16 protein-coding genes are annotated in these 14,892 nt (G+C 72.8%); 14 read left to right on the forward strand and 2 right to left on the reverse strand.

The features are described 5' to 3' along the window. Positions 1–116: 116 nt before the first annotated feature. From ald to ACGF3H_RS33325, 9 genes are all read left to right on the forward strand, one after another. A complete protein-coding gene (gene ald, locus ACGF3H_RS33285; RefSeq protein WP_362500277.1) occupies positions 117–1,232 on the forward strand; it encodes an alanine dehydrogenase in 1,116 nt (371 codons plus the stop codon). 413 nt (positions 1,233–1,645) lie between these two features. After that, entirely contained in the window at positions 1,646–2,776 is a 1,131-nt protein-coding gene (locus ACGF3H_RS33290; RefSeq protein ID WP_189230385.1) for a ParA family protein, read from the forward strand. Next, a complete protein-coding gene (locus tag ACGF3H_RS33295) occupies positions 2,761–3,330 on the forward strand; it encodes a hypothetical protein (RefSeq protein ID WP_362500276.1) in 570 nt (189 codons plus the stop codon). The genes ACGF3H_RS33290 and ACGF3H_RS33295 overlap by 16 nt, the downstream gene beginning before the upstream one ends. Before the next feature lie 18 nt (positions 3,331–3,348). Next, on the forward strand, positions 3,349–4,698 hold the full coding sequence (locus ACGF3H_RS33300; RefSeq protein WP_362500275.1) for a segregation/condensation protein A: 1,350 nt from the start codon (positions 3,349–3,351) through the stop codon (positions 4,696–4,698). Beyond that, the gene (gene scpB, locus ACGF3H_RS33305) at positions 4,695–5,348 is read left to right on the forward strand and encodes an SMC-Scp complex subunit ScpB (protein WP_362500274.1); all 654 of its coding nucleotides are present in this window, start codon (positions 4,695–4,697) and stop codon (positions 5,346–5,348) included. The genes ACGF3H_RS33300 and scpB overlap by 4 nt, the downstream gene beginning before the upstream one ends. Further along, complete coding sequence (locus ACGF3H_RS33310) at positions 5,348–6,463, forward strand: pseudouridine synthase (RefSeq protein WP_362500273.1); 1,116 nt, start codon at positions 5,348–5,350, stop codon at positions 6,461–6,463. The genes scpB and ACGF3H_RS33310 overlap by 1 nt, the downstream gene beginning before the upstream one ends. Before the next feature lie 80 nt (positions 6,464–6,543). Continuing rightward, positions 6,544–7,263, forward strand: a complete 720-nt coding sequence (locus tag ACGF3H_RS33315; protein WP_362500272.1) for an NUDIX domain-containing protein — start codon at positions 6,544–6,546, stop codon at positions 7,261–7,263. Next, entirely contained in the window at positions 7,260–8,282 is a 1,023-nt protein-coding gene (locus ACGF3H_RS33320) for an ADP-ribosylglycohydrolase family protein (RefSeq protein ID WP_362500271.1), read from the forward strand. Before ACGF3H_RS33315 ends, ACGF3H_RS33320 begins: the two co-directional genes overlap by 4 nt. Before the next feature lie 4 nt (positions 8,283–8,286). Then, a complete protein-coding gene (locus ACGF3H_RS33325; protein ID WP_362500270.1) occupies positions 8,287–9,039 on the forward strand; it encodes a nucleotidyltransferase domain-containing protein in 753 nt (250 codons plus the stop codon). Here ACGF3H_RS33325 and ACGF3H_RS33330 read toward each other — a convergent pair. After that, positions 8,965–9,708 (reverse strand): DNA polymerase beta superfamily protein, encoded by a 744-nt coding sequence (locus ACGF3H_RS33330; RefSeq protein ID WP_362500269.1) that lies wholly within the window; start codon positions 9,706–9,708, stop codon positions 8,965–8,967. The genes ACGF3H_RS33325 and ACGF3H_RS33330 overlap by 75 nt on opposite strands. 23 nt (positions 9,709–9,731) lie before the next feature. Then, positions 9,732–10,130, reverse strand: a complete 399-nt coding sequence (locus ACGF3H_RS33335) for a Rieske (2Fe-2S) protein (protein ID WP_362500268.1) — start codon at positions 10,128–10,130, stop codon at positions 9,732–9,734. A gap of 141 nt (positions 10,131–10,271) precedes the next feature. Between ACGF3H_RS33335 and aroH the strand changes: the two genes are divergently transcribed. The 5 genes from aroH to der all read left to right on the forward strand — a co-directional run bounded on the left by aroH (position 10,272) and on the right by der (position 14,735). Beyond that, complete coding sequence (gene aroH, locus ACGF3H_RS33340; protein WP_161167333.1) at positions 10,272–10,634, forward strand: chorismate mutase; 363 nt, start codon at positions 10,272–10,274, stop codon at positions 10,632–10,634. Further along, positions 10,631–11,716 carry a prephenate dehydrogenase gene (locus tag ACGF3H_RS33345; protein WP_362500267.1) on the forward strand — a complete coding sequence of 362 codons (1,086 nt, stop codon included), beginning with the start codon at positions 10,631–10,633 and terminating at the stop codon, positions 11,714–11,716. The genes aroH and ACGF3H_RS33345 overlap by 4 nt, the downstream gene beginning before the upstream one ends. A 121-nt stretch (positions 11,717–11,837) precedes the next feature. Further along, positions 11,838–12,533, forward strand: coding sequence for a (d)CMP kinase (cmk, locus tag ACGF3H_RS33350; protein ID WP_362500266.1), 696 nt, complete (start codon positions 11,838–11,840; stop codon positions 12,531–12,533). A 62-nt stretch (positions 12,534–12,595) separates the two neighbouring features. Further along, complete coding sequence (locus ACGF3H_RS33355; RefSeq protein ID WP_362500294.1) at positions 12,596–13,198, forward strand: lysophospholipid acyltransferase family protein; 603 nt, start codon at positions 12,596–12,598, stop codon at positions 13,196–13,198. Between the two features lie 58 nt (positions 13,199–13,256). Further along, positions 13,257–14,735, forward strand: coding sequence for a ribosome biogenesis GTPase Der (gene der / locus ACGF3H_RS33360; RefSeq protein ID WP_362500265.1), 1,479 nt, complete (start codon positions 13,257–13,259; stop codon positions 14,733–14,735). The last annotated feature ends 157 nt before the right edge of the window (positions 14,736–14,892 follow it).

The raw sequence follows: 14,892 nt of genomic DNA on the forward strand, positions 1-14,892 counted from the left end.
GCCTTCATTAGACTGGCTCTGCCGCACGTTCTCCTGCGGTCTACCCCGGTGTGCCCGAGCCTGAGCGGGTATGCCTTGTAATAGCCCCATTCTCTGAGCCAAGGACCGTGATCCACGTGAAGGTCGGCATTCCCCGCGAGGTCAAGAACAACGAGTTCCGGGTGGCCATCACCCCCGCCGGCGTGCACGAGCTGGTGCGCCACGGTCACCAGGTCGTCGTCGAGCGCGACGCCGGTGTCGGCTCCTCGATCCCCAACGAGGAGTACATCGCCGCCGGTGCGCGGATACTGGACACCGCCGACGAGGTCTGGGCCACCGCCGACCTGCTGCTGAAGGTCAAGGAGCCCATCGCGGAGGAGTACCACCGCCTCCGCAAGGACCAGACGCTCTTCACCTACCTGCACCTGGCGGCCTCCAAGGAGTGCACGGACGCGCTCATCGAGTCCGGCACCACGGCGATCGCCTACGAGACGGTCGAGCTCCCGAACCGCGCGCTGCCGCTGCTCGCCCCCATGTCCGAGGTCGCGGGCCGCCTGGCCCCGCAGGTCGGCGCCTACCAGCTGATGGCCGCCAACGGCGGCCGCGGCGTGCTGCCGGGCGGCGTCCCCGGCGTGCTGGCCGGCAAGGCCGTCGTCATCGGCGGCGGTGTCTCCGGCTGGAACGCCGCGCAGATCGCCATCGGCATGGGCTTCCACGTGACCCTGCTCGACAAGGACATCAACAAGCTCAAGGAAGCCGACAAGATCTTCGGCACGAAGATCCAGACCGTCGTCTCCAACGCCTTCGAGCTGGAGAAGGCCTGCCTGGAGGCCGACCTCGTGATCGGCGCCGTGCTGATCCCGGGCGCCAAGGCCCCGAAGCTGGTCACCAACGAGCTGGTGTCGCGGATGAAGCCCGGAAGTGTCCTTGTCGACATCGCGATCGACCAGGGCGGCTGCTTCGAGGACTCCCACCCGACCACGCACGCCGAGCCGACGTTCCCGGTGCATGGGTCGGTGTTCTACTGCGTCGCCAACATGCCCGGCGCGGTGCCGAACACCTCCACCTACGCGCTGACCAACGCCACGCTGCCGTACATCGTCGAGCTGGCCAACCGTGGCTGGGCCGAGGCGCTGCGCCGCGACCCGGCGCTGGCCAAGGGCCTCAACACCCATGACGGCAAGGTCGTCTACAAGGAGGTCGCCGAGGCGCACGGTCTCGAGCACGTCGAGCTGGCCTCGCTGCTCGCCTGACCCCCCGCGGCCGGCGGACCGGCCAAGTCAGCAACCGGGAAAGGCGATACGTCAACAGTCGTCGTCAACCCCGCACACCCGGCCGGACCTTGCCCGACAAGGTCCGGCCGGGTGTGTGTATGGTCACTTTGCGATTCTCGGCCAACTCGCCTCGAACGTAACGCTTCAACCGATTCGCGCACCGGTGAAACCTGCTGTGCGACGGCCGTACGCCCTTGACAGAGGGATGTTTCATTGCCGACACATCGGGCCGGGTCCGGCGGATTGTGTTGCTGCGGACGGCCGACACGCCATAGAGTCGCCGAACGTCGGCATGGTGTCACGCTGACCTGTCGAGAAGTTTCCTGGTCACCAAGGAGGTAAGACGACTTGTGAATGAGTCGACATTTACTCCCGGGGGTGGTCAACCAGGAATGCCTGCACGGGCCCACGGCCCCGGGCGTCTCGAGGCTGTCGGCTCCGTCGCTGTACGTACCTTCGCAGCCGCCCACCAGAGTCCGCAGGCAACTCAGACAGCACACATGAGTATGGATGGCCAACACGTGAACGCCATGGCCGGCGACGGAAGTGGCGCGCCCCGCAACCACTTCGCCGACTACGACGAACTGCCCGAGGGGCACTTCTACGATCCGGACGCGGAGTACGAGCCCGATCCCGAGTACGCGGCCACGCTCGCGCCCGACGCGGCCCGTCAGCGCCGCGAGCGCATCGGCCCGACGGGACGTCCGCTGCCCTACTTCCCGATCCCGGGACCGCTGACCGATCACGGACCCGCGAAGATCATCGCGATGTGCAACCAGAAGGGCGGCGTCGGCAAGACCACGTCGACCATCAACCTGGGTGCCGCGCTCGCCGAGTACGGGCGCCGGGTGCTGCTCGTCGACTTCGACCCGCAGGGCGCGCTGTCGGTCGGCCTCGGCGTCAACCCGATGGAGCTCGACCTCACCGTCTACAACCTGCTCATGGAGCGGGGCATGGCGGCCGACGAGGTGCTGCTGAAGACGGCGGTCCCCAACATGGACCTGCTGCCCAGCAACATCGACCTGTCGGCGGCCGAGGTGCAGCTCGTGAGCGAGGTCGCGCGCGAGTCCACGCTCCAGCGGGCGCTCAAGCCGCTGATGGACGACTACGACTACATCGTCATCGACTGCCAGCCCTCGCTCGGCCTGCTCACGGTGAACGCGCTGACCGCCGCGCACAAGGTGATCGTGCCGCTGGAGTGCGAGTTCTTCGCGCTGCGCGGTGTGGCACTGCTGACCGAGACCATCGAGAAGGTCCAGGAGCGGCTCAACCCCGACCTGGAGCTCGACGGCATCCTCGCCACCATGTACGACTCGCGCACGGTGCACAGCCGTGAGGTGCTCGCGCGGGTCGTCGAGGCGTTCGACGACCACGTCTACCACACGGTCATCGGGCGCACGGTCCGCTTCCCGGAGACCACGGTCGCCGGTGAGCCGATCACCACGTACGCCTCCAACTCCGTCGGTGCCGCCGCCTACCGCCAGCTCGCCAGGGAGGTGCTCGCCCGGTGTCACGCCGAGTGAGTCTGCCGGGGGCCGACGAACTCTTCCGTACGACAGGGGGAACGGCGCTCCAGGCGTCCACCCCGCGGCGACCGGCGGGCGGCGAAGCCCGGGTACCGGCTCCGGCGGGGGAGAGCGACCAGGCGGCCGCCGAGGACGCGCCGCAGTCGGTGCCCGCACAGGGCGGCGACGGCGAGGGCGCGGAGCACGCGGCGGCGGACGCGGAAGGGGCCGCCGCCGGTGAGTCGCGCAGCCGGGGCGCGGAGCGCACGGCGCGGCGCCCGGACCCCGGGACGGACGCGCAGGAAGGTTCTGCCGCCGCCCAGCCCCGCAAGCGCGGCCGGGCCGCCTCGCGGCGTCCCAGCGGCCGCGAGCGGCACGACGAGAAGATCACCGTGTACGTCTCCGCCGAGGAGCTCATGGATCTGGAGCACGCCCGGCTCGTCCTCCGGGGCGAGCACGGGCTGGCCGTCGACCGCGGCCGGATCGTCCGCGAAGCGGTCGCCGTGGTCCTCGCCGACCTGGAGAGCCGTGGGGACGCCAGCATCCTCGTACGGCGGCTGCGCGGGCGGTAGCGGTAGCCTGCGGGGGCCATGACCTCGAACGACGCTCCCCGCCCCGGCGCCCCCGCCGGCCGTCGGCGCGCCCTGGGGAGGGGCCCGGGGATGCCGCAGGTTGCTCCGCCGCCCGAGGAGGAGCCGCCCGCCCCGGCGCCGGCCCCGGAGGCCCCCGGCACGGCAGCGGGGCCCGCCGTCCGGGAGACCTCCGCACAGGACGCGGAATCCCCCGGAAGCACCCGGCCCGAGACGGCCGGACCGAGGCACGGGCCCACGGATCGCGGGCAGCCGCCGCAGGACGCGGAAGCGGCCCGGAGCACCCGGCCCGAGGCGGCCCTTCCGGAGCACGGGACCATCGATCGCGCCCGTCCGCCCCTGGACGCCCCGGAGGCCTCGCCGGAGGGATCCGCGCCGGGGCGCGGTGCCGAGGGGCACCCGAGCCCGCCGCGGGACGCCCCGGAGCCCGTCCGCGTGGACGCGGTCGCCCCGTCGCGGGGCGAGGCCGCGACGGCCGTGCCCGAAGCGGCGCGTCACGGCCTGCCCGACCACGCGCCCGAGGGGGCGGGGGACGGGGTCTTCAAGGTCCGGCTCGCCAACTTCGAGGGGCCCTTCGACCTGCTCCTCCAGCTCATCTCCAAGCACAGGATGGACGTCACCGAGGTCGCGCTCTCCAAGGTGACCGACGAGTTCATGGCGCACATCCGCGCCATGGGCCCGGACTGGGACCTCGACGAGACCACCGAGTTCCTGGTCGTCGCGGCCACCCTGCTCGATCTGAAGGCGGCCCGGCTGCTGCCGGCCGCCGAGGTGGAGGACGAGGCCGACCTGGCGCTGCTGGAGGCCCGCGACCTGCTCTTCGCCCGGCTGCTGCAGTACCGCGCGTACAAGCAGATCGCGGAGATGTTCAACGGGCGTCTGGAGGCCGAGGCCCGCCGCTACCCCCGTACGGTCGGCCTGGAACCCCACCACGCCGAGCTGCTGCCCGAGGTCGTCATCAGCATCGGCCCGGAGGGCTTCGCCAAGCTCGCCGTGAAGGCGATGCAGCCCAGGCCCAAGCCGCAGGTGTACGTCGAGCACATCCACGCGCCCCTGGTCAGCGTGCAGGAGCAGGCCCAGGTCGTCGTGGCCCGGCTGCGGGAGCTGGGCGAGGCCAGCTTCCGCGTCCTGGTCGACGACACGGAGGACACCCTGACCGTCGTGGCCCGCTTCCTCGCCCTGCTGGAGCTGTACCGGGAGAAGGCCGTGGCGCTCGACCAGGAGACCGCGCTCGGCGACCTGCTGGTGCGCTGGACCGGCGGGGACGGGGACACCGGGCCGGTGGTGACCGACGAGTTCGACCGGGCGCCCGCGGAGAACGAGAAGACCGAGGAGGAGCAGCCGGCGTGAGCGACGAGACCACGAACTCCCCGGACGGGCCGCGTGACGTCGCCGCCCTCGACCTCAGGCCCGCCCTCGAAGCCGTCCTCATGGTCGTCGACGAGCCCGCGACCGAGGAGCACCTCGCGAAGGTCCTCCAGCGGCCCCGGCGGCAGATCGCGGACGCCCTGCGCGAGCTGGCCGACGAGTACACCGTCCAGGGCCGCGGATTCGAGCTCAGGCTCGTCGCGGGCGGCTGGCGCTTCTACACCCGCCCCGAGTACGCGGCGGCCGTCGAGGGCTTCGTCCTGGACGGCCAGCACGCCCGCCTCACCCAGGCCGCGCTGGAGACCCTCGCGGTGGTCGCCTACCGCCAGCCGGTCAGCCGCAGCCGCGTCTCCGCGGTGCGCGGCGTGAACTGCGACGGCGTGATGCGCACCCTCCTCCAGCGGGGCCTGGTCGAGGAGGCGGGCACGGAACCCGAAACAGGTGCGATCCTGTACGTGACGACGAACTACTTCCTGGAGCGGATGGGCCTGCGCGGCCTGGACGAGCTCCCGGAGCTCGCGCCCTTCCTCCCGGAGGCGGCGGCGATCGAGGCCGAGACGCTGGAAGGGGTCCCGTCGTTCGATCCGGACGCCCCGGATTCCGAGGACGCAGACGACAAGACGGAACTTTGATGCGAAGCAGCAGCGGCAGGAACAGCAGCGGAAACAACGGCGGGAGCCGTGGTGGCAACAGCGGCGGCCGCGGCGGGAGCGGCGGTGGCCGCGGTAACCACCGCGGCGCCGGCAACAACCGCGACGACAGGCAGGGCGGCCGTCCCAAGAAGCCGCGCCCGGAGGAGCGGCGCTACGACGTGGGCCCCGGCGCCACCCAGGACGGTCCGAAGTCGGGCCGCGGCCCCTCGGCCCGCGGCGGCGCCAAGGGCGGGCCGAAGAAGCCCCTGCAGCGGGGCCGCTCGGTCCCGGCCACGTCCCGCGAGTACGAGGCACGGGCCGAGGAGCGCAACCGGGAGCGCTACGCGGGCAAGAAGGACGTCAGGCTGCCCAAGACCTTCCCGGGCGCCGAGCAGGAGGGCGAGCGGCTGCAGAAGGTCCTCGCGCGCGCGGGCTACGGCTCCCGGCGGTCCTGCGAGGAGCTGATCGAGCAGGCGCGCGTCGAGGTCAACGGCGAGATCGTCCTCGAGCAGGGCAAGCGGGTCGACCCGGAGAAGGACGAGGTCAAGGTCGACGGCCTGACCGTCGCGACGCAGTCGTACCAGTTCTTCTCGCTGAACAAGCCCGCCGGTGTCGTCTCCACCATGGAGGACCCCGACGGCCGGCAGTGCCTCGGTGACTACGTCACCAACCGCGAGACGCGTCTCTTCCACGTCGGCCGGCTCGACACCGAGACCGAGGGCGTCATCCTGCTCACCAACCACGGCGAGCTGGCGCACCGCCTGACCCACCCGAAGTACGGCGTGAAGAAGACCTACCTCGCGCACATCGTGGGCCCGATCCCGCGCGACCTCGGCAAGCGCCTGAAGGACGGCATCCAGCTCGAGGACGGGTACGCGCGCGCGGACCACTTCCGGGTCGTGGAGCAGACCGGCAAGAACTACCTGGTCGAGGTCACCCTCCACGAGGGCCGCAAGCACATCGTCCGCCGGATGCTGGCGGAGGCCGGCTTCCCCGTCGACAAGCTGGTGCGCACCGCCTTCGGCCCGATCACCCTGGGCGACCAGAAGTCGGGCTGGCTGCGCCGGCTGTCCAACACGGAGGTCGGGATGCTGATGCAGGAGGTCGACCTCTAGGAACCGCGGGCCTCCGCAGGGTTGTGACGGGCGGCCGCCCCCTTTTATAGTCTGATTGACTATTAAGGGGGTGGCCGCCCGTGCTCGGCTACGACAAGCACGCCTTCGAGCCCTTCGCCGTCACCGTCGACCTCGCCGTCCTCACGCTCCGCGCGGGCGCGCTGCACGTGCTGCTCGTCGAGCGGGGGCAGGAGCCGTACGCCGGCCGCTGGGCGTTGCCCGGCGGCTTTCTGCTGCCCGAGGAGTCGGCGGAGCGGGCGGCCCGCCGGGAGCTGGCCGAGGAGACCGGCCTGGCGGACGTGACCGGGCTGCACCTGGAGCAGCTGCGGACCTACAGCGAGCCCGGCCGGGACCCCCGGATGCGGGTCGTCTCCGTCGCGTACACGGCACTGCTGCCCGACCCGCCCGAGCCGCACGCGGGCACCGACGCCGCCGAGGCCCGCTGGGTCCCGTACGACGAGGCCCGCGGCCTCGCCTTCGACCACGACCGGATCCTGGCCGACGCCCGGGAACGCGTCGGCGCCAAGCTCGAGTACACCTGCCTGGCCACCGCCTTCTGCCCGGCCGAGTTCACCCTCGGCGAGCTCCAGCAGGTCTACGAGACGGTGTGGGGGACCCCGCTGGACCGGCCCAACTTCCGCCGCAAGGTCCTCGCCACCCCCGGCTTCGTCGAAGCGGTCCCCGGCGCCGCCCGGCTGACCGGGGGCCGCGGCAAACCGGCCGCCCTCTACCGCGCCGGCCCGGCCACCGCCCTGCACCCGCCCCTGCTCCGCACCCCTCGGGAAGGACGCCCCGCATGACCACGACCACCGTCACCAAGCGCGCCGCCACCGGGGCGCTCACCGGACTCGCCCTCGGGGACGCGCTGGGATTCCCGACCGAGTTCGACGACGTCCCGTCGATCCTCGCCAAGTCCGGTCCGTGGCGGGGGACGGAGCTGCCCCGGCCCGCGATCGTCACCGACGACACCCAGATGACGCTCGCTCTGGGACGCGGGCTGCGCACGGCCATGGACGGCGGGAGCCTGACGCCCGAGGGGATGGCCGAGCCCGTACGGCGGGAGTTCATCGCCTGGAACCGGTCGCCCGAGAACAACCGGGCCCCGGGCAACACCTGCCTCAGGGCCTGCGACCTGCTGGAGCGGGCCGACCGCCCCTGGCAGGACGCCAGCCAGATCCACTCCAAGGGCTGCGGCGCCAACATGCGCGTCGCGCCGGTCGGCCTCGTCCCCGGACTGAGCGACGAACAGCGCGCGGGTGCCGCCCAGTTGCAGTCCGCGCTCACCCACGGGCACCCGACCGCGCTCGCCGCCTCCGACCTCACCGCACACGCCGTACGGCTGCTCGCCGAGGGCGCCGAGCCGACCGGGCTCGTCGGCCTGCTGCGCTCCTACGCCTACGACAACCGCACCCGCTACCACGAGCGCTGGCTCGGCGACCTGTGGACCCGCGCCCAGGACCCCGGCCCCGAGCACTTCATCGCCCGGGGCTGGGACGAGTGCCTGGCGATGCTCGACCGGCTCCAGCACGCGGTGCGCACCGTCTCCCCGGAGACCGACCCGTGCCTCGCGGTCGGCGAGGGCTGGATCGCCGAGGAGGCCATGGCGGCCGGACTGCTCTGCTTCCTGCTCTTCGTCGACGAGCCGTTGACGGCCCTGCGCCGCGGCGCCTGCACCTCCGGCGACTCCGACTCCATCGCCTGCCTCGCGGGCGCCTTCGCGGGCGCCCACCTGGGCGCCGGCGCCTGGCCGGGCGCATGGGCGGACCGCATCGAGTACCGGGGTGACCTGCTGGCCCTCGGGGCGCTCTGGGACGCTTGAGCGCATGATCGACGCCCTCGACATCGACCTGGCCCCGGTGGTGGCCGAGCAGCCCTTCCCGGTGCTGTTCGCCACCGTCTCCGGCGCCCACCTCTACGGCTTCCCCTCCCGCGACTCCGACGTCGACCTGCGCGGCGTCCACCTGCTGCCCGCCGCCGACCTGGTCGGGCTGCGCGAGCCGGAGGAGACCCGGTCGCGCATGTGGGACCGGGACGGCGTCGAGATGGACCTGGTCACGCACGACCTGCGCAAGTTCGTCCGGCTGATGCTCCGGCGCAACGGCTACGTGCTGGAGCAGCTGCTGTCGCCGCTGGTCGTGCACACCACCGACGCCCACCGCGAACTGGCCGCGCTCGCGCCGGGCGTGCTCACCAGCCACCACGCCCACCACTACCGGGGGTTCGCGCAGACCCAGTGGCGGCTGTTCGAGAGGAGCGGTGAGCTCAAGCCGCTGCTGTACACCTTCCGGGTCCTGCTCACCGGCATCCACCTGATGCGCGCCGGCGAGGTGCAGCCCCACCTGCCCACGCTCGCCGAGGAGGTCGACGCCGCCCCGGCCCACCTCCCGGAGCTGATCGCCGCCAAGGCCGAGCGCGAGCACGGCGCCGCCGCCGTCGACCACGCGCGCGTGCGGGCCGACGTGGAGCGGCTGCACGCGGTGCTGGACGAGGCGCAGACGGCGTCAGCGCTGCCCGGCGCCCCGACCGCGTACGACGCCCTGCACGACTTCGTCGTCCGGACCCGCCTGGAGGGCTGAGGCGCGGCGCACGCGCACGAGGAAGTCCTCCACGCGGCGTCGGTCCGGCTCGTCCGGGAGCGGGCTGCGGTGGACGGCCCGCTCGCTCTCCTCCACCAGGCGGGCCATCCGGGCGTCCACCTCCGGCCAGGGCACCTCGCCGCGCTTCACGGCCAGCAGCCCCTCGCGCCGGTCGCCGACGCCGACGGTGAGCGTGCCCGTGCGCAACAGGTCGCGGGCGGACGTCAGCAGCCGCAGCAGGTGCATCGCGTGCTTCCAGCGCGGGGCGCCGTGCGTGCGCACGTCGGCGTCCAGCTTGCGGCGCTGGCCGTGGGCATAGCGGGTGAACGTCCCGTGGGCCCGTCGGGAGAGGAACGCCTCGCGCAGCGCGAGCAGTTCGCGGCCCGTGTCGTCCACGTGCTCCACGAGCGGCGAGTGCAGGCACTCCAGGATGTTCGGGTTCGCGCGCAGCGCCAGCTCGCAGAAGCGCTCCAGCTCCCAGCTGAACTGCTCCTCGGCCGGCCCCTCGACGTGCGTCGGCGGCTTCTCGAAGCGCCAGAACAGCGGGGTCGGGGCGAGGAAGACGCCCCGGCGGTCCGTGTCGCTGTCGTCCGTCGCCAGACCGAAGGCACGCGAACCCATGACACAGGCGTAGATCGTGTGGTCGCGTACCAGGGTCTCGGGGTGCATGCCCGGGAGCGTACGTCCGACCCTCACGCCAGGTGGACCGAATTTCCCTCCACGGTGATCCGCTTCTCCGGCAGCGGCTTCGTCGCCGGGCCCCGCTCCACCGCGCCGTCCGTGATGGCGAACCTGCTGCCGTGGCAGGCGCAGTCGATGGTGCCGTCGCGCACCTCCGCCACGATGCAGCCCTGGTGGGTGCAGACCGCGGAGAAGGCCTTGAAGTCGCCCTGCTGCGGCTGGGTCACCACGATCTTCTCGGCGTCGAAGATCTTGCCGCCGCCGACCGGGATGTCACTCGTCGCCGCCAGCTCCCGCCCCGGCGAGGCGGACGAGGAGCCGCTGTCGTCGCCCCCGCCTCCGCAGCTCACGACGAGCGTCGCCGCGCCCGTGCAGAGAAGGACCGTACGGCGGTTCGGGCTGTGCGTCATGGCATCGCTCCGGGAGTGAGGGGGTGGCGGGTCGGGGCCGGGACCAGCGTCTCAGGAGGCGGGCGCCGCGCACGGACCCGGCGCGGGCTGACTACGCTGGACGGACCAAGAGCCGAACGCACGTCAGCAAGGAGCATCGCCGTGGCGGTACGAGCGGTCCGGGGCGCCGTCCAACTGGAACGGGACGAAGCCGGGCACATGGACGAGCGGGTCGCGGCCCTGCTGACCGCCGTCCTGGAACGCAACGGGCTCACCGGCGACGACCTGATCAGCATCTGGTTCACGGCCACGCCCGACCTGCACAGCGACTTCCCGGCCGCCGCCGCCCGCAAGCTCGGCATCACCGACGTCCCGCTGATCTGCGCCCAGGAACTGGACATCGAGGGCGCCATGCCGCGCGTCGTCCGGGTCCTCGCCCACATCGAGTCCGACCGGCCCCGCGCCGACATCGCCCACGTCTACCTGGGCGCCGCCGCGGCCCTGCGCAAGGACATCGCCCAGTGAGAACCGCACTCGTCATCGGCACCGGCCTCATCGGCACCTCCGCCGCCCTCGCCCTGACCGGCCGGGGCGTCGTCGTGCACCTCGCCGACCACGACCCCGAGCAGGCCCGCACCGCCGCCGCCCTCGGCGCCGGCACCGACCAGGCCCCCGAGGGGCCCGTCGACCTCGCCGTCGTCGCCGCCCCGCCGGCCCTGGTCGCCGACGTGCTCGCCGACGCCATGGAGCGCGGGCTCGCCCGCGGCTACATCGACGTGGCCAGCGTCAAGGGCGGCCCCCGGCGCGAACTGGAGGCGCGCGGGCTCGACCTGTCCGGCTACATCGGCACCCACCCCATGTCCGGCCGCGAGAAGTCCGGACCGCTGGCCGCCACCGCCGACCTCTTCGAGGGCCGCCCCTGGGTGCTGACCCCGACCCGGGACACCGACACCGAGGTGCTCAACCTCGCCCTCGAACTGGTCTCGCACTGCCGTGCCGTGCCGGTCGTGATGGACGCCGACGCCCACGACCGCGCCGTGGCGCTCGTCTCCCACATGCCCCACCTCGTCTCCAGTCTGGTCGCCGCCCGCCTGGAGCACGCCGAGGAGGCGGCCGTACGGCTGTGCGGCCAGGGCATCCGCGACGTCACCCGGATCGCCGCCTCCGACCCCCGGATGTGGATCGACATCCTCTCCGCGAACCCGGGGCCGGTCGCCGACCTGCTCGGCGACGTCGCCGCCGACCTGGAGGAGACGGTGCGGGCCCTGCGCTCCCTGCAGTCCTCCGACGACGACAAGCGCCGCGAGGGCAGCGCCGGAATCGAGACCGTCCTGCGGCGTGGCAACGCCGGCCAGGTCCGGGTCCCCGGCAAGCACGGCTCCGCGCCGCGCGCCTACGAGACCGTGGCCGTCCTCATCGACGACCAGCCGGGACAGCTCGCCCGCATCTTCGCGGACGCGGGACGGGCCGGCGTCAACATCGAGGACGTCCGCATCGAGCACGCCACCGGGCAGCAGGCCGGTCTGGTGCAGCTGATGGTGGAGCCCAAGGCCGCCGCCGTGCTGACGGCCGCGCTGAAGGAACGGGGCTGGGCGATCCGGCAGTGAGGCCGGGACCGCGCGGGGTCATGCGCCTGTCGGAGGGCCCCCGCGGACCCAGTAACCTTGTGCGGGACGCGCTCGCGTCCCGCACACCACTCACCGCACCGCACCAGGAAGGTGTCCCCCCGTGGAAAACGGCGCCGCCCCGACCGCCCCGGCCGTGATTGTCGCCATCGACGGCCCCTCCGGCACGGGCAAGTCGAGCACGTCGAAGGCCGTCGCCTCGCAGCTCGGCCTGAGCTACCTGGACACCGGCGCCCAGTACCGGGCGATCACGTGGTGGATGGTGACCAACGGCATCGACATAGCCGACCCGCACGCCGTCGCGGCCGCGGCCGGCAAGCCCGAGATCGTCTCCGGCACCGACCCCGCGAGCCCGTCCATCGCGGTCGACGGGGTGGACGTGGCCGGCCCGATCCGCACCCAGGAGGTCACCTCCAGGGTGAGCGCGGTCAGCGCCGTCCCCGAGGTGCGGGCCCGGATCACCGAGCTGCAGCGCACCATCGCCGCCGCCGCCGAGCGGGGCATCGTCGTCGAGGGCCGCGACATCGGGACGACCGTGCTGCCCGACGCCGACCTGAAGATCTTCCTGACCGCCTCGCCGGAGGCCCGCGCCGCCCGTCGCAGCGGCGAGCTCAAGAACGCCGACGTCCACGCCACCCGCGAGGCCCTGATCAAGCGCGACGCGGCCGACTCCAGCCGCAAGACCTCGCCGCTGGCCAAGGCCGACGACGCGGTCGAGGTGGACACCACCGACCTCACGCTGTCGCAGGTCATCGAGTGCGTCGTCACCCTCGTCGAGGAGAAGCGGGCGGGTAAGTGACCTCAGCCCCCGTTCCCTCCGAGAAGGGCGCCGAGACCGGGCGGCGCATCGGCGTCGGCCTGATGTACGGCCTGTGGAAGCCGCGCGTGCTCGGCGCCTGGCGGGTGCCCACGACGGGCCCGCTGATCTTCGCCGTCAACCACGCGCACAACATCGACGGCCCGATGGTCATGGGCGTGGCGCCCCGGCCGACGCACTTCCTGATCAAGAAGGAGGCGTTCGTCGGACCGCTCGGCCGGTTCCTGACCGGGATCGGCCAGCTCAGTGTGGACCGCCACTCCGCCGACCGCGCGGCCATCGGGCAGGCGCTCGGCGTCCTGGAGAGCGGCGGCGTGCTGGGCATCTTCCCGGAGGGGACCCGTGGCGAGGGCGACTTCGCCTCGTTGCGTGCCGGCCTCGCCTACTTCGCCGTCCGCGGCGGCGCCCCGATCGTCCCGGTCGCCGTCCTGGGAAGTTCCGACAGACCCGGACGGTTGATAAAGGCGCTGCCGCCCCTGCGCTCCCGCGTCGACGTCGTCTTCGGCGACCCCTTCGACGCCGGCGACGGCAGTGGACGGCGCACCCGCAAGGCGCTGGACGAGGCCACCGAACGCATCCAGAAGCAGCTCACCGCGCACCTGGAAAACGCCAGGCGGCTCACCGGCCGCCGGGCGACACTTCAGTAGTGGGCCACCGGTACAGGGCCGGTCCACCGATCACCACGATGAACGAGGTACGGACTTCATGAACGACGACATCCACTCCGAGGGTTCGGGCGAGGAGCACGGCCACGGGGCGCTTGGCGACGCCGAATACGCGCAGTTCATGGAGCTCGCCGCGGAAGAGGGCTTCGACCTGGAGGAGGTCGAGGGCGCGATCGAGGAGGCCGGGCACGGCCCGCTGCCGGTCCTCGCCGTCGTCGGCCGCCCCAATGTCGGCAAGTCGACCCTGGTGAACCGCATCATCGGCCGCCGCGAGGCGGTCGTCGAGGACAAGCCCGGCGTCACCCGCGACCGCGTCACCTACGAGGCCGAATGGGCCGGCCGCCGCTTCAAGGTCGTCGACACCGGCGGCTGGGAGCAGGACGTCCTCGGCATCGACGCCTCCGTCGCCGCCCAGGCCGAGTACGCCATCGAGGCCGCCGACGCGGTCGTCTTCGTCGTGGACGCCAAGGTCGGCGCCACCGACACCGACGAGGCCGTGGTACGGCTGCTGCGCAAGGCCGGCAAGCCGGTGGTGCTGTGCGCCAACAAGGTGGACGGCCCGAGCGGCGAGGCCGACGCGGCCTACCTGTGGTCGCTGGGCCTTGGGGAGCCCCACCCGGTGTCCGCGCTGCACGGCCGCGGCACCGGCGACATGCTGGACCAGGTCCTCGAGGCCCTGCCCGAGGCTCCGGCGCAGACCTTCGGCACCGCCGTCGGCGGCCCGCGCCGCGTGGCCCTGATCGGCCGGCCCAACGTCGGCAAGTCCTCCCTGCTGAACAAGGTGGCGGGCGAGGAGCGCGTCGTCGTCAACGAGCTCGCCGGCACCACCCGCGACCCGGTCGACGAGCTGATCGAGCTCGGCGGCAAGACCTGGAAGTTCGTCGACACGGCGGGCATTCGCAAGCGCGTCCACCTCCAGCAGGGCGCCGACTACTACGCCTCGCTGCGCACCGCCGCCGCCGTCGAGAAGGCGGAGGTCGCCGTCGTCCTCATCGACGCCGCCGACTCCATCTCGGTGCAGGACCAGCGGATCGTCACCATGGCCGTCGAGGCCGGACGTGCGATCGTCGTCGCCTACAACAAGTGGGACACCCTCGACGAGGAGCGCCGCTACTACCTGGAGCGGGAGATCGAGACCGAGCTCGGCCAGGTGGCGTGGGCGCCCCGGGTGAACGTCTCGGCGCAGACCGGGCGGCACATGGAGAAGCTCGTCCCGGCGATCGAGACGGCCCTGGCAGGCTGGGAGACCCGCGTTCCGACGGGCCGGCTGAACGCCTTCCTCGGTGAGCTGATCGCCGCCCACCCGCACCCGGTGCGGGGCGGCAAGCAGCCGCGCATCCTGTTCGGCACGCAGGCCGGCACCAAGCCGCCGCGGTTCGTGCTCTTCGCCTCCGGCTTCATCGAGGCGGGCTACCGGCGTTTCATCGAGCGCCGGCTGCGCGAGGAGTTCGGTTTCGAGGGCACGCCGATCCACATCTCGGTGCGGGTGCGCGAGAAGCGCGGCGCGAAGAAGAAGTAGCCGTGGGGGGGGGGGGGGGGGGGGGGGGGGGGCGCGGCCCCCCCCCCCCCCCCCCCCCCCCCCCCCCCGACCCCCACCCCCCCCCCCCCCCCCCCCCCCACGCCCCCCCCCCCCCCCCCCAAAAACCCCCCCCCCACCCCCCCCCCCCCCCCCCCCA

Origin of the sequence: Streptomyces sp. NPDC048185 (genome assembly GCF_043202495.1) — a bacterium.
GTDB lineage: Bacteria > Actinomycetota > Actinomycetes > Streptomycetales > Streptomycetaceae > Streptomyces.